The sequence below is a fragment of the Bythopirellula sp. genome, from assembly GCF_041737835.1.
Lineage (GTDB): Bacteria > Planctomycetota > Planctomycetia > Pirellulales > Lacipirellulaceae > Bythopirellula.
In genome coordinates this window covers 494291-514874 of the sequence record NZ_JBGSQY010000040.1, presented here as the reverse complement: position 1 = coordinate 514874, position 20584 = coordinate 494291, and the positions used below count along the sequence as shown (strand labels likewise).

Genomic DNA, 20584 nt, shown 5'->3' with positions numbered 1-20584 from the left:
TTCTATCTGAATTATGCGCTTCGGCAAATGCGGTGACAAATTTCATTGTTAATTCGGTAATGTCAATTACACTACGAATTGGGCAGCTAGGAACTGACCATCAGCAGAATTGCTGCTCGTGATGACACTCTCCTTTGAGCCGTCCCTGGAGACTCATGGAAAGGTTCTCCGGACTTCCTGCCTGTTGAGAATTCGTTTGCATTATCACTGTTAACTCGTGACGAGCAAGAACATCTCTGCCTGCTCCCGGGATGACGCCCAGTATGAGCCACGATTACACACAACGACCGCTCTTAGTCTATCACTATGAGCGTTATTTGGTCGATCAGAACGTTGGGGCGTTCATTCGCAGCATCGGCTCGAGTTACACCGTTGGCGGTTTGGAGCGCGTGGCTGCATCTTGTGATCCTGCTTCTCGCCGCGGTGCGGTGCTGGCACTCGGGCGGTTGGCCGATTATCGCAGCAACAACGTCCTCGGCCGGGCCTTGGTCGACAAAGACCGCGGCGTGCGCACGCTGGCCGAAAATGCGATACAGCAAGTTTGGCTGCGGATCGGCACGACCACGCATCAACGTCATCTCGTGGCGATCGGTGAACAACTCGACGACCGTGAATTTGAGCGGGCTGCCCAATTGGCGACCGCCCTCTTGGACGAGACCCCGTGGCTGGCCCAAGCGTGGTACTATCGAGCCAAAGCGTTCTTTCAACTAGGTCAATACGACGCAACGACCCGCGATTGCCATCAGGCCTTGGAAGTGAACGGCTATCATTTCTTGGCAGCCTCAACGATGGGGCAAGCTTATCTGCAACTGGGCGATCCCATTTCGGCCCTGGATTCGTTCCGCCGCGCGCTTCGGCTGAATCCCAACATGGAAGAGATTCGCGCCCAGGTGATTCACCTGCAGCGCAAGCTCAAAGATAAGAGCTAAACAAACCAAAACGTGCGACGGCGATATGCCTCGTACTCTTCTCCAAAGGCCGCCGCGAGTGCGCGGTCTTCCAGCTTTGACCGGTAAAGCTGCAAAGCGACAAACACGACGTACAAGCCAATCCACACCACGTGGCGGCGTGCAAAGAAGAGCCACACCCCACCCTGAGCTAAAAATTGGCCCAGATAAACGGGGTGGCGAACGAAGCGGTAAGGCCCCGTGGTTTTTAATTCCCGCGCTTCAGGCACGATCCCAAAACTGCGGCAGAGCACGAAGTAGCCCCACACGTCGATCACGTTGCCCAGCGTGATGAGCAGCCCGCCAATCAAGGCTGATACCCAATGAATCTGATCTGGCCACAGGAATTGGTAATACGACGTTTTCCAATTTTCGTCGATCAGGCCCAATCCCCACGGCAGCCACATCACAAAGATGAAGGGTGCAAAAGCCGTGAAAAGCGTAATCAGGATGGCACGACCATCGGAAGCTCGTTGCTTGGGATTGATCCGCAGCACAAAACTTGCCGCCATCAACAAATATGTAATATCGATCAGAATGGGCGTCCACGGCATGCGGACAGTGCCTCGACCAGGGATATTGGTCCAGGGGACGAAATTCCAGAATGTGCCGTCCCAATATTTTTGGGCGCTGATCCAAAGAAAAATGCCAAAGAAGCCAAGTCCCAATACGCGAAATAACCAATCCGGCGCGGCGAGCCACAGCCGCATGGGCCAGGCACGGTGTTCGGCTGGTTGAGAGTCATGAGTCGTATCGAGCGAACCGCTGATCATGCCAATAGTCTAGCTTGCAAAATTGGTACAGGCGTTCGTTTGACTTCGCAGGGCTATTCTACGTTCACCACTTCCACCGGAATGTGGGAATGGACCGTATACAAATCGTTCCGACGATCTTGCAAGGGTTTGACGCTTCCCAAGTCGCGTTGGATGGCCAAGTCATTCAAATCGAGTTCGGCGATGCAGACTGTCTCGCAATTGGGATCGGCCTCTGCCAAGATGCCATCTTTGGGGAAGGCCACGTCACACGGCGAGCAAACCACGGCTTGGCCGTAATTGACTTTGAAGCTTTTCACTTGCGGCAGGTTACCAACGCAGCCGGCCAGCACCACGTAGAGCACATTTTCGATCGCGCGGGCCTGTGAGCAATAGCGAACGCGGTGATAACTCTTGCGCTCGTCGGTAGCGAACGGCACGAAGAGAACATCAATGCCCTTTTCCGCTTGTAGCCGCGCCAACTCAGGAAACTCGACGTCGTAGCAAATCAAAATGCCAATTCGGCCGAGCGGGGTGTTGAAGACACGGAGTTTGTCGCCGGGCCGAATGTCGTAGTAGTGTTTCTCGACGGGCGTGATGTGGAGTTTCTCTTGCGTGTAGACATTCCGGTTGGGAGAGAATAAATGGGCGACGTTACGCAATTCGCCGTCGACAGGAGCGGGAGTTGATCCCGCAATGATGTACAGACCATGCTCAGCGGCACAGTCTTTGAAAAGTTCCAGGTATTTGTCGTGGTAGCGAGCAACTTCATGAATCACTATGTGAGAATCCAAGTCGGGGGGAAATAAACTGAAAAGCTGGGCGGTGAAGAGCTCGGGAAAGAGCAAGAAGTGGCAATGGTATTCATCGGCCGTTTCCACAAAAAATCGTACGTGCCGTTCAAAATCTTCCCAGGTGTCGATCGACCGCATTTCATACTGGGCGGCACAGACGCGGATTTTTCGCACCGGACTGCGGATCGGAGAACCGGCAATCAACCGCTTCGCGGAATCGAACGCTGGGTTTTCCATTTCGAGAAACGTGGCGTAGTTCATGCTCTCTGCATCGTTCAGATAGGCGTACTGAACCCCGCGCACCTTGTAGCCCGCTTTCAGATGGACCGACAGAGCCGCATCATCAAGCTCGCCACGTTCGACGGCTTCGACATACTGCTGGGCGGTCATCTTCTTTGCATATTGAACATAGCCAGGAATCCGTCCCCCAGCGACCATCCGGCGCAAGTTGAATCGCTCGAGCAAGCCCTTGCGATGTACGTACAGCTTGTCCGCGATGCCAAGCCCACGGAAGTCGGGATGCACGGCGATATCTGAGCCGTAGAGGGTGTCGCCGCTGGGATCGTGTGTGCTAAATGTGCCAACGCCGGTGATTTCGTCGTAGGAGTACCAAGGGGCCGTATCGTCGAGCAGGACGATCAACGACGTGCAGAAGCCAATCACTTGGCCATCGACCTCGGCGAGAAATTGGCCTTCGGGAAAAGCCTCGAACTGGAACAGGAATTTTCGACTATCCGAAAGACTTTCCCGCGCGATGTGCGGGTACGCGGCAGCCTCGCAGGCGGCCAGGGCATTAATATCGTCCTTAGTCCAAGTGCGGACCGTGACAGCAGGTTTCTGATCGGGCATGAGTCGCGTCTTTGAGCAAAAAGTACGTGGGCAGAAAATAAGCGGCGTTTATTCTAGCGAGATTTTCGGGGTGCACCTACGCGAACTGGAGGTGCTACGACACGCGACATTGGTCCCAAGAAATGGGACGGTCGGCGACAAAAAGAAAAAGAGCCTCTTTAAGCGTGCCGACTTTGGTATGTCGCGAACTCTCGAGAAGCTCGCGGAAGACTGATTCTTTGGACCAGTTGACCGACGGCACGTGGCTTGAAGAGGCTCCACTGTGCTTTAGGTTATTGCCACTGGCCGATTATGAGCAACTAGCGATCATTTCCGCCGGGAAATTCGGGATATGAAACGAGCAAAGCCGAGACGTTGAACCGCGCTTGCTACCGACGGATCGTGGCGTCGTTGGTGGCGTCCATGCGATTCATCGCCTGGCGAACGCTCGCGGCATATTGATCGGGCTTGCTCTTGAAAAGATTCATCGATTCTTGATTCGAGAACAAGTAGAACGCGCCCAGGTATTCAAATCCAAAACGGCGACTTCCTTCGACCAGTTGATTGTTGTCCAAGAGCAACACCGGATCCATGCCCGAGAAAACCGGGCAATAAGCATCGGGGTTGGCCAGGAACTGCTGGCGTTGTTCTTCGCCCATGAACAAGAACGTGCGGCCACGGTGAATGGCACCGAATTTGAGATTGCCCGCGACCCACTTGTGATTTGTTTTCAAAGCAACGGGGCAATAACCATCGAAAGCCAAAGGTGGGCTACCGGCTGGAAGTTGTTGCGTTACTGAAATGTGCGATGCAGGATTCACCTGCGAAGCAGCGGCTGGATTGGTGACCACTTGCGGTTGCATACTTGGCGCGTTGGCGACTGGTTGGGCCTGGGATTGATCGCGATAGCTATTAGGCATGGCGTTGGCAGGCATCGTTGGATTGGCGGCAATTTGAGTGGCCACGGGCTGCGTTGCTGCTTGCATCGTAGGTTGCTGTTGAGCATTCATGGCGGGATTGCCATACGCCGTGCTAGCCACGGGCGAATAACCTTGTTGATTGGCTTGATTGGCGTTCGCCAGATAAGGGTTGTTCGTTACTGTCGGAACTTGTGCCACGGGCTGATTTTGAATGGGCGCCGTTTGAGCAGCGGGCTGATTGTTGTATTGCCCGACCTGCAAACCGGCATAAGCGGCTTGCACGGGTGCTTCATTCGCGTTCGTGCGACCACCCGTTTGCTGACGGTAGTGGTCCGCCAGATTGCTGAGCTGCATTGTGTACTCGGTCGCATTCTGCGGACACGACAGGCTGGCCACCACGTTTCCCTGATTGTTCAACACGATTTCCGCGGGAACGCGTTCCACACGCAACGAAGTAGCAAGTGCCGGATACTCCTCGGCGTTGATCTTCACCGGCACATAATTGCGTTCGATTTCTTCGCCGATCTGGGGTTGAGAAAACACATTCGTGTCGAGCATTTTGCACGGTCCGCAACTCGACGTGTAAAAGTGCAGCAGCACGAGTTTGCCCGACTGCATGGCCTCGATTTTGGCGGCATCCAGATTGTTTCGCCAACTGACCGATTCTGCTCCGCATGAGATGGTTTGGAGACCCAAGCCGAGAACAACGGAGAAAAGAACAGGCAGCAAGTGTCGATTGCTCATGGCGATTCCATTCGCTTAGATTCGTAGAGGAGGCGAACTGACCTAGCTGCCGGACTGGCAGTCGCTTCAACAGTCATCCCTTGACTAGTAGTTGCGCTAGGTCACGCTGGTCGTTAAATCGGACATCAAGGGCTCCCAACTTTGTTAAAAATTAACGATTGGCGTGAGATTGCCGCCGTAGTCCCCCGCCCCGACTACTGTATGTGTTGATGGGTATTTTGGTTGTAAGTTGTTTCGGCACAAAGGTTTGCGGTGTGTGTTGATCTGGGTATGATTGAGCCAGCGTTGTCCAAGGAGTGGCCAGAACGCTTAGTCCACTTTGCCTAAGTGTTATAAACGCCGAAATTCAGGCCGAAAAAAGCCTTATTAGTCGGCCGATAGCAGCAATCTCAGCTTGACATGGCCGCGTCTATAACTAATATTGTTCTTGAGTTCACAACCCTGCGAGATCGCAGGTTCTATAGGCCAATGTTTTCGGCATCTTCTGTGTTACCTCTCGGTAAACTTCGGAATGGTTGACTGAAAAGCATTTGGCTAGCCGAAGAAATTTGCGGGCGTTCTTGCTGGATACCTGTGTTTTTGCAAAATTGCGTTGTTGCCCATTTGCGATCGCGAAGATCTTAGTGATAAGCCCAGTTGTGTTTGCCGGTCATAACCCAAACCATGGCGTGGCAACAGCGTATAGGTTTTTGGGTCGGTTTATGCGTTCTAACGCCCGACTGATCCCAGAGACGAAGACAATATAGAATTGCGACTGGTTTCGCGCGTGGGGTCAGATTGGCTCCCGCGAAATATCATCGTTTGAGTTGATGAGGAAGTCGCCGGTTGATGCCATTGGGGGTGGCTAAATCCTTGAATGCTGCTTAAACTTGGCAGCACTCTTAAACAACAATATTTGAAATGGTTTCTGAGTGACGAGCTGCAAGACCTGTGGCCATCAGAAAAAATCGCGTTAGCGAATAAATCGCATTGATGTCTAGCATCGAATCTCGGTGAGTCGCTGGGCTGGTGGGTGTGAACACTGGCAATGAAGAGCGGGACGCTCTCCCCAACTGACCGCAGGACTAGGCACACAAAGATTTCATTCCTGGGATTCCATTCCTTGCGGGGATTTCCTTGCTTGAGGGTTTGAATTCCAACGAGGTTCCATTTCCTGAAGGAGATTTGCCTGCTCAACCGTTTGTGACAAGGTTGGCAGGTTTTGTGGGGGCAAGCTTTGAGGGCAAGGCGCGCATGCCTTGTCGCAGAGATTCGCTGCTTTTCGCAGCCGAATGATTGGCTTGGCCCAGTTGAGTGGCTTCTTTTTCAGGAAGCCGGCCGTATTTAAACGCGGCCTTTTCCGCGAGGTCCTACCTCGCGTAACGCTGCCAGAAGCCGCCAGAGATGGAAAGTTCGGCAAAGGGCTTCGACGGCGAACAAGTTCATTAATTTTGTTTTGAGAAACTAGGATTCTGACTGTGAACAAGCGTCAAAGATCGGGCGGTGGTGGCCAAGGTGGTGGTGGTGGTCAAGGTGGCGGCGGCGGTGGCCAAGGTGGCGGCGGCAATAACCGTTACCGTGGCCGCAACAACAACAATAACAACAACCGGCCCAACAACCGCCAGGGTGGCTATCGCAACAATAACAACAACAACCGCCGCCGGAGCAACTATCATGACTCCCGCGAGCCGGATTATTCCGAGAGTGGCGAACCCCTGCCCTTGGTGCCAGGTTCGGGCGTGTTGGAAATGCATCCCAACGGCTACGGCTTCTTACGTAACCCCTCGACCAATTTCACCCGCGAGAGAACCGATCCTTTCGTGCCCGGCACGATGATCGAAAAGTTTGGTCTCCGCGAAGGCCTGCTGTTAAGCGGCATGGTCCAGCACCATCGCAAGCAGCAAGGCCCGCGGTTGCGTGAATTGCTCGACGTCGATGGGATTGCTCCCGAAGAATATGTCAACGTTAAGAATTTCGATCAGCTCACGCCGATCACTCCCGAGGAATGGTATCGCTTGGAAACCGGTGCTCAGCCCATTAGCACGCGCGTCATGGATCTGTTGACGCCGCTGGGCAAAGGCCAACGCGCCTTGATCGTCGCTCCGCCGCGGACCGGTAAAACCGTGTTGTTGCAGCACATTAGCAACGCGATTTCCACCAACTATCCGAACGTCGCTTTGATGGTCATGCTGATCGACGAGCGGCCCGAAGAAGTGACCGACATGCGTCGCAATATCGTCAACGGCGACGTGTTTGCCAGCAGCCTGGATAACGACGTTGAAAGCCACGTGCGGCTCTCCCAGCTCGTGGTCGCTCGTTGCCAACGGCTGGCCGAATTGGGCAAGGACGTGTTCATGTTGATGGACTCGATCACCCGCTTGGCCCGCGCGTTCAACAAGTGGGTCGGCAACACCGGCCGCACGATGAGCGGCGGCGTCGACATCAAAGCGATGGACATTCCCAAGAAGCTCTTCGCCACGGCTCGGGCGTTTGAAGAAGGCGGTTCGCTGACCATCGTCGGCACGGCCTTGATCGACACCGGCAGCCGCATGGACGAACTGATCTTTCAGGAATTTAAAGGCACCGGCAACATGGAATTGGTGCTCGACCGCAAGTTGGCCGACCGCCGCGTCTGGCCCGCGATCGACATCGAGCAATCAGGCACCCGCCGCGAAGAGAAGCTGCTCCCGCCGGAGACGCTGCACGCGACAACGATGCTGCGACGCACGTTGTCTTCGATGCACCACGTCGACGCGATGGAGCAACTCACCAGCAAGCTGGGCAAGTTCAAATCGAACGAAGAGTTCGTCATGCTCATCCAAGGCGCGAACGCGATCGATTGATCGCCGCGCCGGGCTCGACATTGCAGCATTTGTCGTTGCAGCATCGTTTGAGCGTTTTTATGATGAGCCTTGGATCAACTTGATGATTTGAGTTGATGCTCGGAGGGTAAGCGAATGGCTAGCGGCCTGATTGGAATTCAGGTGCCGGGCAACCGGTTGCGGGTTCGAGTCCCGTGCCCTCCGCTCTCAAATTTCTTGGGGAAGTAATACATCCCATCGCTGGAACGAATAAGGCCTACGGTTTCCCTAGCGCCTTCAACAACGGACATCCTTCGCCGCCTGTCTTGCCCTCTCGATAGCGGGCCAACAGTTCTTTGGATCGTTGGGCCAACATCCGGCGAACTTCCCGCCGTTTGCCCTTTTCGCGCGGGATTTTCATGGAATCGTAGCCCGTTGTTTGGTGGCGCATCCAGGCGATGACGGCCGATTCGGCGCGTTGTTCGACGGGGATACGCTTAGTACGGGCCACGGTGCCGCTGCCAACCGGCGTGGCGTGATCGGCAACTCGGCGGGCGAGTATGCTCGCCAGATCAGCATGAGCAGGATGAAAAGAGAGAAACTTCACAACGGCTTCCGTGAAATCTTCGACGTACTCGGCTTGAGCTTGCTCACGCCGCCTTGCGTCGCTGGCTTTCTTCTCGGCATAGCCCCTGGTTGATCGTTCGGCTTCGAGTTCACCACGTAATTTTTCAATGGTTGCTGCCGGTGCCCAAACTCCACGGGAGAATATTTTTCGCCCCTTCTTTTCGGCAACAACCCAATGATCGCCGGCTGCTTTGACTCGTCTTGTGAGTGCCGCATCACCGGGAGGTAGAAGTTCCCAACCTTTGGGGACGGTTACGATCGTACCATCGGCACTTTGCACGGTGTCGGGCGCTGGTCCTGGGCTGAAAGACTGTTGGCTCATTGACTTTTCCGCTTCCCTGCATGATTTCTGATGGGTGATTTCATCAGCCAAACTAATGAAAAAGCACATCGAATGCCATCCATTCGGAATGTCGGCACAGGGCTGGAAATCGGACTTTCAGGACGTCTGATCGGTAACTTTTCGCGCAAAGTGAAGATCGCGATCCGCAAAGGTGAGAGTGGGTTGGCGAAATTCTTCCGCCTGTGTTCTCGAATCTTCGAGAGGCCCTTGCCAAGTCACACAAGCCGTTGAAAATAAAACGACAGTAGGCATTAGCTAATATAGTTTTGCGAAAGGCAACGACCGTGACAAAGCTCCCGCGTAAGCGTTTGACAGAAACATTGCTGAAGAAGATCGCCGTCTACGGTTTGGGTACGGCGGGAGTTTGCGCGGCACTCGTGGGGTGCAACGGTGGGCCTTCAAAGCTTGAAGCGCCTAGCTACAATCCAAGTGCTGCCGCGGCGAAAGCCATGGAGATCTATGATAAGGATGGGGATGGCTTTGTTGCGGGTGCGGAGCTGGAGCAGGCACCTGGACTAAAGGCCGCCATTAAGAATTTGGATAAGGATGGGGACGGTAAAGTCTCTGAGCAGGAAATTGCGGATCGCGTTGCTATCTGGCAAAAAATGAACATTGGTTTGATGTCGTTTGGTTGCGAAGTGACGCTTGATGGCGCTCCCCTTAACGGTGCGACGATAACATTCGAGCCAGAAGGTTTTCTCGAAGGTGTTCTTCAAGAGGCCTCCGATGTGACATCTATGGGGGGCACGGCAGCACCAACTATCCCCAAGGAAAAGCGTCCGACAGACGATACTCCTCCTGGAATTCAAGTTGGACTTTACAAGGTCAAAATCACGGCCGGAGATGGCAGTGGTTCGATCCCCACAAAATACAATACGGAAACTATCTTGGGACAAGAAGTTTCGAAGGACGACCCATCGATTCTGAATAACAAAGTCCGCTTCAGCTTGACCACAAAGTAATCATGCCGAAGTAGATCTTCTATCAATCGGAAGCAAAGAGTTAACGCTTGCTATTGCGAAATTGTCTGACCGTCAAAACGGTCCGCAGAGTAGCTGATGATAAAGGGATCCACGTCGTAGCTGATGGATTGTACGGATCCGTCACAATAAACCATGTGGAAGCTACCTGGGTGTGAGCTACCCCAAATATCTTCGGAGTTATATCCTGCTCGATCAGCGCGAGGCTGAAATTTCTCTTGATCGGTCGCCGAGCCAAATCTCCAGCTAAATGCTCGACGTTGGTTGTCCCAGTCATAACCACAGTAAGCACCCTGATTAGAATTTTGTGACCACCCAGGGTCGCTAGTGCTAGCAGCACCTTGGTAAGCTTCGGGCTGCAGATATTTTTCACCTGCCAGAAATGTGTGAGTCGTACCGTCTTCAACATTTGCAATCGTAGTTTCACTACGAATGTAAATGACACCATCCTGGCAACGCCTTGCGATGTTATGCTGAAAACCCGTCGTTGGCTTATCGCATGAAGTCATCGAAGCTTGCGATAGTTTGACCTCAAATGCTGCTTCTGCGGCGTCGTAGTTGCCGTTCAAAGCGTTAGGAGCACCTCCAAACCATTCTTGTCCATCAAAGAAAGCCGTTGTGCCCGCATTGCCCGCATAGTCAGCCTTAAACACGCCCGTAGTTGTTCCAAGCTGGGAAACCCAGCTCCCCATGTTTTTGACAGCAACATTGTTCCAATTCGATAACTGCAGATCCGCCGCGCTGCGCGACGGGCATCGTAAGCCCGCGATATTGGTGGTAAAGAGTTGAGTCATCGCTGCCTGATGAGCTGCGCTTGCAATCGTTGTTCCCGTGCCGAGCTGGCGAAGGTTCTGTTGCTCGATAAACGGCAAGATATTGTAGAGCCAACTTCCGGGTTGGTCTTCTCCGAAACCACGGCTAGGGTCCGGGCCCCAATCATAGCTCCATCCACCTGTTGGGTAATGCTTGTTGGTACTTTCATGATTGAGAGCACCCAGGCCAATTTGCTTCAGATTGTTTTGGCATTGCGAGCGACGAGCCGCTTCGCGGGCTGCCTGGATGGCGGGCAGCAAGAGGGCCACCAAGACGCCAATGATCGCGATCACGACTAGCAGCTCAACAAGCGTAAAGCCGAGGCGCCGGCTGGCACATGCGCGAGGGTAGGACATAGCAAAGCTCGTTCTTCTCAAGGTAGGCTCCATCATGAAAACAGATGAATGGATAGATTTGGAGTGCCTCCCTCCAGCTACTATTGTTGATCGAGACTACAAAACAGGCAATGGATATCAGCGCAAACCGCACTCGAAAAAGCGCAAGTAATGTCCGCAAAGAATCACCGCAGCCTGTCAAACACATCACAAAAAACGACCCCGGCAAGATCAGCACTTGCCGGGGTCGGAGGCTTTCAACAATTCAAAAGGACTTGCTTAGCGACGGCGAGTTGCCAACAAGCCAACCAAACTCAAGCCGACCAGAGCCATCGAGGATGGCTCGGGAACCTGCATGACAACAATGTTGTCAATCAACGTCACGTTGAGCAGTGAGTCGTTGACATCGGCAGATGCACCGGCATTAGTATCACTCATGCCGAAGAAGATGTTGCCACCCCCCAAGGTGACGGTGCTCAGATTGATAGTCGCCATTTGAACGCCGTCAACAGTCCAGGTGGCAAAACCGTCAGCAACTTCCACAACGACATCCCGCCAAGCAAAGCTGATTTCGCCAGCACTTGTCGAACCTGTTTGACCGGGAAACAGCGACAACTGAGCAGCAGGAGCAGAACTGCTGGGAAAGTTACCCGTGAAGTACACGTTGCTATCGTTATTGGAGGTTGCGGGGGCAAACACCGCGTTTCCAGAAGCGTAACCAGTAGGAGCAGCCGTGCTGTAGGCGCGATAATCGTTGGCAGAACCACCATCCAATGTGGCTCCAAAGGCAACGCTCTCTTTGACGGCTGCACCTGGCCAGAAGGCGGTTGTGCCCGAAGTGCCAACGCCGAACGTGGAGAGTTGGGTCGTGCCGCTGCCGCCGGGGCCAAGAGGGCCGACGTAATTTTGCCACATCTTGAAGCGGACTTTGTAGTTGCCGGAGGCGCTGAAGTTTTCACCCGTGGGGGAGACACTAAAACCGCCGAAGACGCCCGTTGTGTTGTTTACCGACATTTTCAAGCCGCGGGTGGTACCACCACCACCTGGGGCTGCTGGAACGCCAATCGCGGAATAGTCGTAGTAGAAATCCGCAATCTTATCTGTGAGGGCGGGGTCATTGACGGTCCAGTTGGCCGTCGGATCCGCGTTGAAATTCTCGGAGTACAGAATCGCCGCGAAGGCGGAATGGCTCGCCAAGACGACCGCAAGGGCGGCGCAGGCGGAGAGACAAATTCGCTTCATTAGACTAGTCCTTTCAGTTGAAAACTCGAGTCGTATCAGTCAAATGTTCTATTGAATCGGGGCCGACCAACGGCTGCCGATGCCCGAGAGCTCCGCCACAAGCCCACTGTTCCGGTTTTTACACAAACTTCATAATACTTGCGGCCGTCAAAAACGCCACAAATTAGAGCGCACAAGTTTCTCTTTCGTGCGCAAAAGCACATCCGAGAGAGAAACCTGGTGGTAAAAATCTGAATGCAAAAAAAACTAAGCGGCCCCCGTTTCGATGCTGGCTCACGAAAAGCACAGCATCGTTCCCGGGGGCCGATAGTGTTGGGTGCTAACACGCGTAGGCTTCCAGGTAATTAGCAACCTCAACAAACAAGGACGATAACGAGAGGCTAGTGGCTGGCAGCTAGGGGTGAGAGATCTCACGACTAACTCCCAACAACTGACGACTCATGCAATTAACCCTTACGACGGACTAACAAGCCAAAGCCAGCCAAGCCAGCGAAGACGATCATCGACGAAGGCTCGGGAACCGTGGTTAAGCCAGCCAGGGGAGGCACGCCATACTGATCCTGCCAAATCACGAGATCAGCACCGTCGACGTTGCCGTCGCCGTTGGCATCGCCGTCGGCAAGCTGAGCCGAGCCGTCAGTAATCAGGCCAGAACGCTGCCAGGCGAGAAAATCACGGCCATCGACGTCCCCATCTCCATCAAAGTCGCCAGTGTCGCCAACTGACGCAATAGCTGTGACTTCGATGTTGTCGATCAGGGTGAACAAAAGATCAACTGCCTGCGGATCGATCGAAGAAGAGAAATTGATATCTGCATGACCGAAGGAAATGTTGCCGCCCAGTGTGGGGGTTGCAAATTCGGTCATGTCGACAGTGATCAATTTGGTGCCATTCAAGTACCACTCAACCAGTTGACCAACCTTGCGAATTTCATGGGCATGCCATTTGAAAGCGGTAGCACCAGGGTTAAGAGTTCCTTCCATATTTTGCGCAGGAAACGCGTCTTTCACGGATTGAGGAACGGTGACAGGACCACCCACGGCCGTGTCGTAGAGTGCTGCGCTGCTGTTGCGACTACCAGCGTGATACGTGCCATGAGGTTCACCCGCCGTGCCGTCGTAGCTGTTTTTATCTTCAACGGAATAAGCGCGGAAATCAGCAGAAGAACCGCCATCTCCCGATGCAGCGAAGAACACGCCGTCGGTAGAAAGAATCGTTTCACTGGCCGTGCCGGTGGTAAGAATACCGAAGGTCGAGAGCATGGTTGATCCACTACCGCCTGTGGGAAAGCCAGCCGCAGTACCTACCGTACTGGCCCACACATCGAACTTAACAGAGTAGTCCCCTGTGAGATTCACGCCATTGGGGTTAGCACTGAAACCACCTAGAGCATTGGAAAATAAACTCGATTGCAGTTTCAAGCCCATCGTCGATCCGCCCGTCGAGTTGGGAGCGGATGGGATGCCAGCTACGCTATAGTCATAGGCAAAACCGGCTACACTGTCGTTAATGCCATCGACAGGAAAAGGTGATTGATCAAAGTTCGTGTCCATGGGAACCGGCACCAGCGCACTGTCATAGCCCTTGCCTGCCTGAGCCGTCCAACGAGTCGAAGCTTGACCATCATCAAAGGTTTCAGAATACAACACCTGTGCAGAAGCAGACGCACTCAGAGCGGCTAGCGCCGTACCACAAATCGCCAAACTTAAAGCAAATTTCATTTTCATTACATCCATCCTTCATCTCGCGGGATTCACAACGGGGATTGATATCTTGGTTGGGGAGAGGCTAAGTGCCACGGCTCTGCTGTTCCACTGTACCGGACGACTAAGAATTCTCATCATTGAACAAAGGCAAGCACGGATACTGCAAAACGGTATGCGTGTTGTCAACAAGGCATATAACATCGGGCGGGCCTTATTCTGATCCGGTTCACTCTACGAGGGATGCGTCTACCGCCATCTCCAGGGCATCCGCAAGAGCGTGATAAGTCCTATAATAAACAAGATTTACCAAACTCCCAAGGAAATGTGCGCAGGATTTTCTTCACTTTGCGCAAAATGTGGATGGCCACTAGAGCAAGCTCAAGCACCGTCGTTGGCAGCTTCAGAAATTTCCAAGGGCAAAAGGTCGCTGGTCAACTCAAAGTCATGCTGTGAATCATGACGCCAAGCTTCCAGGACGGTATCCACGTCGGTCAAAGCTTTCCTGGCCAATCCGAACAATTCTGTACTACGCCTGGATTGCCAGAAACCTTGTAAATCCCACGATTCCCGCTCTTGGTCGAAGAATGCCGAGTGGGTTTCGTCATTCTCAAAATTCGCAGAATTTGCAGGTGCCAACGGGCTGTTGAGGCCTACTACGTGAGAGACAACGCCTGAGAGATCACTGGGAGAATCGTTGGAACTTAGGGCCACGACCGGTTCACTTTCCGCAGAGAGCGCGCTTACGGCCACGACGGGGCCAGGCGTGGCATACTGATCCTGCCAGATGCCGAGATCGACGCTGTTGACCACCCCATCGCCGTTGGCATCGCCGTCGGCCAATGTGGGACTGGCCACTCCGGCACCACGTTGCCAAGCGAGAAAATCGCGGCCATCGACGTCGCCATCCTGGTCGAAGTCACCCGTGGGTGGTTGGCTGACCACACCAAAGAAATCAAGTACGCGATCCATGACCGCGGCCCGATTTGCGGCCGAGGTGATTGTCTCGAACGGAAAGGCCAAATTGACCACCTTCGTGGCCCCGCCGTCGTATTGGATTCCCGCCCCGCCGCCTGAGCCGCCCACATAACTCAGCGCTGTAGTCGAGCCATTTAAGGGGTTAATGCGATCGGGGAAATTGACGTCGTAGAACTGCGAGCCATCATCAAACGAAAAGCTCAATCCCGCGAAGATCGAGCCCACGGCACCCTGCACGTTGTAAGTGCCCGCATCGTCGGAGACATAATCCGCACGTAATGAACTGTTGTAAAAAGTGCGATCCGAGGCCGTGGGGCCGCTCGAACGGTCTAAATCCCAGCCAATTTCCGAGCCCGAAACGAGCAGTTTGCCGCCCCCTGCCAGATAGCTCGCGACGAGGGTTTGTTCCGCTGTGCTGAAAGTTTCGTCGTCGGTCGATTCTTCGCCCGAGATCCAGATTACGGCTTGATAGTCGCTCAGATCAATGGCGCCGGAAAGGAGGGCTTCGTTGGAGGTGCTGTCGACGACAAGGCCGGGCGAAGCCGCTTCGATGGCCGCTGCCACTTGAACCGTGTAGTCGAAAGAATTGCTTTGGCGTGGTCGGACGCGCTCGGCACCGGCTTGAACGGGATTTTGCTGTCGCGTGAGGCGATCAAATCCGTTGACGATCAGCACGCCCTTGCTGCCCGCATTGGGCATGGCCGCGACGACTTCGGAATCGGGGGCTGCCCCACCGGCATTCACGGGTACAACTTTGAAGTAGTAAGCTCCTTCGCTTGGATCGAGACCCGTGAAAGTGTAACTGGTTGCCGCTCCACCGGGCACGTAAGTCCCGCCGTCAAAGCCATAACCATTGGTCGACCCATAGATCATGTAGCCCGTGGGAGCGTCACCAACGTAGGAATTCGCCACAGGACCTAGCCAGGAAACGGTAACTTGGCCCACACCGTTGGATTCAGCGCTGACGTTGGTCGCCTCACCGGGAGCCATCACCAGCGGGGTGGAAACGTCCAGACTGTTGAAATATCTGACAACGCCTTGGAGCGTTGCGCGAGCCGCGGCATCGCGAAATTTAGGATCTCGGAGTAGCTCGGCATCGAGTTGATTGTCGTGATAGGCAACTTCCACAATCGTGGCATCGAACTCGTTTAAGATAATCGTGTTATTGATTTCTCCGAATTCGATATCGCTACGATCCAGTGTGACGACATTGCTATCCTCAAAGTCATGTTCGAAAAGCCCGTTTTGATCGACGAGATCATCGTTGACTTCACGACCCAGCAGGTTTGCTAAAAGAAATTGATTGGGGGTTTCGGAAGCAGGCGTGTTATTGCCGTTGTAAAGTCCCAGCACACCTCGGGAAGTGCCACTTCCTGCGTTTGTGTGAAAACTGACATAAACTCGGTCGGAAAGCGAGCCTTCGCCCGCTTGATTCATGTAGGCGGCCTGCCGGATGGGCGCACCGACATTGGCCGTGCCATCGTCGTTAGTTGCCGAGGAGCGGTAACTCGAAACAGGTATGCCTTGAGAATGTTCAGCATGCCATTGAATCCAATAAATGGAACCTTCGTCCGAGCGATCTCGTCCTGAGACACCGCCGCCGCGATCCATGTCGCCCACGCCGTTGCCAAAGCGAATCATATCGGCAATCACCACCTGGCCAGGTTCGCTCGAACGATTGCTGATCACAACCGAGCCACTTGTGCCCTGCTCAAAATAATACGTGCCTAAGTAGATCAAGCCCGTTCCCACCATCCGATGATCGATTGTTACTTCGGACGTTCCGCCCGAATGGTTGATCTTGTAAAGCTGATCATCAGCGCGGTCGGTACCAGCTCGTGTCCACGCGTAGACCGGATAAAAACCTGCTTCGGTCACATTGGGGCGGTAAGTCGCTGTGGCCGTTTCGGTGGCGGAAGCAGTGGCAAATTTGTAGGGGACGTCGCCCACATCACCGAAATAGATTGAGGACGAGCTATTACTCCACGCCCCAGAGAAAGTTACTTCCGTATCGTCGTTATCAAGAATAATTTCATTGGGTTGATGTCCGACGGGCCGCATGGGAACAACAGTCGCGCCTGCTCGAAACGCGTATTCCGCGAACATGGTCATTTGATCCTGGTTCCCCAGGTCTTCTATCATGCTCAACAGCAACGGCCGCTGAAATGACCAGGAGCCATTGCCGTTGTTTGCAGCCATAATTCCGTGACCGCCGCTAGTGTAAACAACTTTACCAGAGAGCGCCCCCTCAGGCTGCGAGCCGACGTCGACTAATCCCGCCGCAGCGAGGGCGATGCGCTGTTCGAGCGATTCAAACTTGAGCTGCTTCGATGCGGATTTATTCTTTTGTGGCATAATCAGTTATTTAATGAGCAAGAGAAAAAGATCCAACATCTCCGGTGAGTAATTAAGCTCACGATGACAATGAATCGCCAAGCTGAGAATACACTTCGTCGAACTCAAGCCACTCGGTCGAGTCCCCCGACTCGCTGGAAGTATCGGTCAAAAGATCCTCGGGATACTCCAGTGAGGTGGATTCTAAAATTCGATTCGTAGGATGATCTGTCGACAAAAGCTCGAGTGTGATCAACTCGGTAAGCAGGTCGCTGGTTTGCTTTTCAGAAGTAGCCACCGGGGCAATAAACGGAGGCATCACCCCCGTAAGTAGAGCGACTTCGGCCGTTAGATTGTCCTCGGAAAAGCCTATCTCTGAAGCACTATACGACGCGATGGTAGCCGTGATTGGGGGCGCACCATATTGATTCTGCCAAACTTCGAGATCGGCACTATCGACCAGGCCGTCCCCGTTGGCATCGCCATCGGCCAGCGACGGATTCGGTACTCCCGCGCCACGCTGCCAAGCCAAGAAGTCACGGCCATCGATGTCGCCATCCTGGTCGAAGTCGCCCGAGGGTTCGGCCGTGGCAATGGGGATAAATACTCGGACGGCATCAGCAACAACAACAGAACCGCCGCTGCTCGCTCCCGCATCGAGAGTGATCGAGTGATTGCCCACGGTGAAATCAAAGAAGCCGAGCGAAACCCAGGTCAAATCGTTGAGTTTTTGATCAATCACAGCTTGTTCAATGCCATTGCCCGTATCGACTTGATATACGGTTGACGACGCACGATTGGTTCCACTGCGGTACTGGACGAACACTTCTCCCTCACCAGCGAATGGTGCATAGAAGTTCCAGGTTGCCATAGTAGCAGTCCCTGTTTGAATAAAGCGGAAAGTCGAACCGTTGTAGCCGGGACTGGGCGAGGCTGTCCAGGGGCTCGATTCCGTATAAGTGGGGGCTCCAAAATCGTTGTCGAGAATGATTTCAAAGTCCGAAAGTTCTGCACCCTCGGCGAAGAAATCGAGCACGCGGGTCATCATTTGACTACGAACAGCTTCGTCGGTGATCGTTTCAAATGGAAATGCCAGCATGACAATGCGCGAGCCGCTTTCGCCACCATCATATTGGATGCCGGCTGTGGTACCCGTTGAATAAGTCAGGGCCATTGTCGCCCCCGCCGCCGGCGAAATCACGTCGGGCAGCTCGACGTCATAATGCTGTGCGCCGTTGTCAAACGAGAAGTTCAAGCCTTCAAAGATCGATCCCGAGGACCCAGTGACATTGTAGGAATTTGCATCATCGGTCAGATATTGGACTCGCAATTGATCGTTCAGAAATGCGCCTTCATTGCGCAGATCCCAGGCGATCTCGGAACCCGAAACCATGAGCCGGCCGCCTTGGTTTAAGTAGTTTGTGACCAAGGTTTGTTCAACCGAATTGAACGTTTCGTCGTCGGCGGATTCTTCACCCGAGAACCAGATCACGACGTCGTAATTCGACAAATTGACCGCGCCAGAAATGATCGATTCATTCTGGGCCGTGTCGATACTAGCATCCGCCGCGGCGAGCGCTTCGCCATATTGGATCACATAATCAAAGCTATTGTTGTAGCGCGTGCGTACACGGTCAGTGAGGTTGGGCGGACCAAAAATATAGCGTTCGTTTTGTTGTCGGCTGTTGCGGTCGAAACCATCGACGATCAAGATTTTCTGTCCCGTGCCATCCTGTTTGCTGGCTGCGGTGACTGCGCTGCGGGGCGACTCCCCGCCACTGTTCACGGCAACGACCTTGAAGTAGTAAGTTTCATTATCAAGATCAGCCGCATTGAACGTGTAGGACCCCGCGCCGCCCCCGGCGACTTCCACGTACCCGGCAAATCCATAACCATCGTTCGAGGCATAAACACGATAGGACGTGGGAGTTCCGCCTTGTACGCCGATAACACCCGGCGTCCACGAGACGGTGATATTGCCCGCGGGATCAGTGATCGCTCTCACGCCGACTGGTGCAGAGGGAAGGCTCGTGGTATCGGAAAGTCCTCCAAAATTGTCGAAATACTCTACCGTCGCTTCATAAGTCGATCGTGCGAGTTGATCGCGTACCTTAGGGTCACGCATCAATTGGGCATCTTCAACACTATCGTGGAAGGCCACTTCAATGATGGTCATGTCCATTTCCGCGCCAGGACCACCGTCGATTTCACCAAAGCCGCTGGATAAGGTGTGATTTGTCCGATTGCTCCAATTGTGCTCGAACTGACCGTTGAGGGCCTGCATGTCTTGATTGATCTGACGACCCGTGTAGAGGGCCAGCGCGGCCTGATTGGGTGTTGCTTCGGATGAACTGGAATTGATAAGTCCCAACGCTCCGCGTCCCCCACCCGCATTCGAATGAAAGCCAATGTAGACCGAAGTGCCAAAGGGATTTGTGTCGGCATTCATGTGTTCGGCCATCAGATGCGGAGCCGAAACGTTGCTAGTACCAACAATTGAGGCGGGGTTGTAGCCTTGACCGATGCCGCGCCAGACCCAGAGAAGCGACGATTCATCTTCGCGTGGTTGCCCCGAGATGGTCCCGCTTGAATGTCCCACGCCATTGGGGCCGCTCTTGAGATCGCCCATGCCGTTGCCGAACCGGATCGTGTCGGCAACCACGACCGAACCCCCGTCCGTGGATTGATTGCTGATGACCACGCTGCCGCCAGTGCCTTCGCCGAAGTGGTAAGTCCCCAAGTAAACCCAACCCTTGCCGACCATGCGATGGTCGACACGAATTTTGGTCACTCCGCCGCCGCTGTCATGAATTGTGTACAACTGGTTGGTTCGGTTACTCGAATCAGCAACCCAGGTATAAACCGGATAGAAGCCTTCTTCGGGAATATTTGGCGTATAAGTCGCCGTAGCTGTTTCAGTCGCGCTAATCGAAGCAAACCGGTAGGAAACGCTGTCAGCCACCGCACCATAGTCTTCGTCGTAATGAACGCTGGCTGTACTGTTGGTCCACGAGCCGGAGAACGTCACTCCGACAGAGTCATTATCTAAAACGACTTCATTGAATTGATGACCGACGGGCCGCATGGGAACGACCGTTGCGCCAGCTCGCAGCATGTAGTCGGCATAGAAAGTCATCTGGTCTTGGTTGCCAAACGCTTCGGCGACTTCATTCACATCCGCACGATTGGTGGTCCAGCCGCCGCTCAGATACTCCCACCCGTGCCCACCTGAGGTGTAGACGATTTTGCCGGTAAGCGAACCTGCGGGCATCGCAGTAAAGTCGATCAAAGCCTCGGCGGCCAGCGCCAAGCGAGGTTCGAGCGGTTCGTACCGCAGGCTCTTGGCGTAGTTGGATTTACAGAAGGTCGAACGTGCTGCACGAGATTTGGTTGAGCCGGGCGAACGCTTACGAAAGAAATTAAATGAATTCATCAATGAATTTGCCGCCAAAGTAAGAATGCCA

At 53.9% G+C, this 20584-nt stretch carries 13 protein-coding genes and 1 tRNA gene; 5 read left to right on the top strand and 9 right to left on the bottom strand.

Going from position 1 to position 20584, the window contains the following annotated elements; translation table 11 throughout:
* Positions 1-263: 263 nt before the first annotated feature.
* Positions 264-929, top strand: coding sequence for a tetratricopeptide repeat protein (locus AC6T8Q_RS13695; protein WP_500679609.1), 666 nt, complete (start codon positions 264-266; stop codon positions 927-929).
* Here the strand turns inward: AC6T8Q_RS13695 and AC6T8Q_RS13690 are convergent.
* The 3 genes from AC6T8Q_RS13690 to AC6T8Q_RS13680 all read right to left on the bottom strand — a co-directional run bounded on the left by AC6T8Q_RS13690 (position 926) and on the right by AC6T8Q_RS13680 (position 4985).
* Positions 926-1720 carry a methyltransferase family protein gene (locus AC6T8Q_RS13690; protein WP_500679608.1) on the bottom strand — a complete coding sequence of 265 codons (795 nt, stop codon included), beginning with the start codon at positions 1718-1720 and terminating at the stop codon, positions 926-928. The genes AC6T8Q_RS13695 and AC6T8Q_RS13690 overlap by 4 nt on opposite strands.
* A 53-nt stretch (positions 1721-1773) precedes the next feature.
* Positions 1774-3342, bottom strand: a complete 1569-nt coding sequence (locus AC6T8Q_RS13685) for a bifunctional GNAT family N-acetyltransferase/carbon-nitrogen hydrolase family protein (protein WP_500679607.1) — start codon at positions 3340-3342, stop codon at positions 1774-1776.
* Between the two features lie 368 nt (positions 3343-3710).
* On the bottom strand, positions 3711-4985 hold the full coding sequence (locus AC6T8Q_RS13680; RefSeq protein ID WP_500679606.1) for a thioredoxin fold domain-containing protein: 1275 nt from the start codon (positions 4983-4985) through the stop codon (positions 3711-3713).
* Positions 4986-6442: 1457 nt separating this feature from the next.
* On the opposite strand from AC6T8Q_RS13680, the gene rho reads away from it, so the two are divergent.
* On the top strand, positions 6443-7807 hold the full coding sequence (rho, locus tag AC6T8Q_RS13675) for a transcription termination factor Rho (protein ID WP_500679605.1): 1365 nt from the start codon (positions 6443-6445) through the stop codon (positions 7805-7807).
* A 101-nt stretch (positions 7808-7908) separates the two neighbouring features.
* Positions 7909-7990 (top strand) — tRNA-Ser (locus AC6T8Q_RS13670).
* Positions 7991-8042: 52 nt separating this feature from the next.
* Here AC6T8Q_RS13670 and AC6T8Q_RS13665 read toward each other — a convergent pair.
* Complete coding sequence (locus tag AC6T8Q_RS13665; RefSeq protein WP_500679604.1) at positions 8043-8714, bottom strand: DUF2293 domain-containing protein; 672 nt, start codon at positions 8712-8714, stop codon at positions 8043-8045.
* A 30-nt stretch (positions 8715-8744) separates the two neighbouring features.
* On the opposite strand from AC6T8Q_RS13665, the gene AC6T8Q_RS13660 reads away from it, so the two are divergent.
* Together AC6T8Q_RS13660 and AC6T8Q_RS13655 are read left to right on the top strand one after the other, a co-directional pair.
* Positions 8745-8966, top strand: a complete 222-nt coding sequence (locus AC6T8Q_RS13660) for a hypothetical protein (protein ID WP_500679603.1) — start codon at positions 8745-8747, stop codon at positions 8964-8966.
* Between the two features lie 53 nt (positions 8967-9019).
* Complete coding sequence (locus tag AC6T8Q_RS13655; protein ID WP_500679602.1) at positions 9020-9697, top strand: EF-hand domain-containing protein; 678 nt, start codon at positions 9020-9022, stop codon at positions 9695-9697.
* A 50-nt stretch (positions 9698-9747) separates the two neighbouring features.
* Here the strand turns inward: AC6T8Q_RS13655 and AC6T8Q_RS13650 are convergent, their stop codons facing one another.
* The 5 genes from AC6T8Q_RS13650 to AC6T8Q_RS13630 form a co-directional block, all read right to left on the bottom strand.
* Positions 9748-10884 (bottom strand): DUF1559 family PulG-like putative transporter, encoded by a 1137-nt coding sequence (locus AC6T8Q_RS13650; protein ID WP_500679620.1) that lies wholly within the window; start codon positions 10882-10884, stop codon positions 9748-9750.
* Positions 10885-11142: 258 nt separating this feature from the next.
* A complete protein-coding gene (locus AC6T8Q_RS13645; protein ID WP_500679601.1) occupies positions 11143-12105 on the bottom strand; it encodes a PEP-CTERM sorting domain-containing protein in 963 nt (320 codons plus the stop codon).
* Positions 12106-12551: 446 nt separating this feature from the next.
* Positions 12552-13832 carry a PEP-CTERM sorting domain-containing protein gene (locus AC6T8Q_RS13640; protein ID WP_500679600.1) on the bottom strand — a complete coding sequence of 427 codons (1281 nt, stop codon included), beginning with the start codon at positions 13830-13832 and terminating at the stop codon, positions 12552-12554.
* 357 nt (positions 13833-14189) lie between these two features.
* Entirely contained in the window at positions 14190-17141 is a 2952-nt protein-coding gene (locus AC6T8Q_RS13635; protein ID WP_500679599.1) for a golvesin C-terminal-like domain-containing protein, read from the bottom strand.
* A gap of 58 nt (positions 17142-17199) precedes the next feature.
* Positions 17200-20553, bottom strand: a complete 3354-nt coding sequence (locus tag AC6T8Q_RS13630) for a golvesin C-terminal-like domain-containing protein (protein WP_500679598.1) — start codon at positions 20551-20553, stop codon at positions 17200-17202.
* Between the last annotated feature and the right edge of the window lie 31 nt (positions 20554-20584).

Excerpts from the sequence above, each read along its gene's own strand:
- AC6T8Q_RS13695 (WP_500679609.1), top strand. The coding sequence starts at position 264 with ATGAGCCACGATTACACACAACGACCGCTCTTAGTCTATCACTATGAG.
- AC6T8Q_RS13690 (WP_500679608.1), bottom strand. The coding sequence starts at position 1,720 with ATGATCAGCGGTTCGCTCGATACGACTCATGACTCTCAACCAGCCGAA.
- AC6T8Q_RS13685 (WP_500679607.1), bottom strand. The coding sequence starts at position 3,342 with ATGCCCGATCAGAAACCTGCTGTCACGGTCCGCACTTGGACTAAGGAC.
- AC6T8Q_RS13680 (WP_500679606.1), bottom strand. The coding sequence starts at position 4,985 with ATGAGCAATCGACACTTGCTGCCTGTTCTTTTCTCCGTTGTTCTCGGC.
- AC6T8Q_RS13665 (WP_500679604.1), bottom strand. The coding sequence starts at position 8,714 with ATGAGCCAACAGTCTTTCAGCCCAGGACCAGCGCCCGACACCGTGCAA.
- AC6T8Q_RS13660 (WP_500679603.1), top strand. The coding sequence starts at position 8,745 with ATGGGTGATTTCATCAGCCAAACTAATGAAAAAGCACATCGAATGCCA.
- AC6T8Q_RS13650 (WP_500679620.1), bottom strand. The coding sequence starts at position 10,884 with ATGTCCTACCCTCGCGCATGTGCCAGCCGGCGCCTCGGCTTTACGCTT.
- AC6T8Q_RS13645 (WP_500679601.1), bottom strand. The coding sequence starts at position 12,105 with ATGAAGCGAATTTGTCTCTCCGCCTGCGCCGCCCTTGCGGTCGTCTTG.
- AC6T8Q_RS13640 (WP_500679600.1), bottom strand. The coding sequence starts at position 13,832 with ATGAAAATGAAATTTGCTTTAAGTTTGGCGATTTGTGGTACGGCGCTA.
- AC6T8Q_RS13635 (WP_500679599.1), bottom strand. The coding sequence starts at position 17,141 with ATGCCACAAAAGAATAAATCCGCATCGAAGCAGCTCAAGTTTGAATCG.
- AC6T8Q_RS13630 (WP_500679598.1), bottom strand. The coding sequence starts at position 20,553 with ATGAATTCATTTAATTTCTTTCGTAAGCGTTCGCCCGGCTCAACCAAA.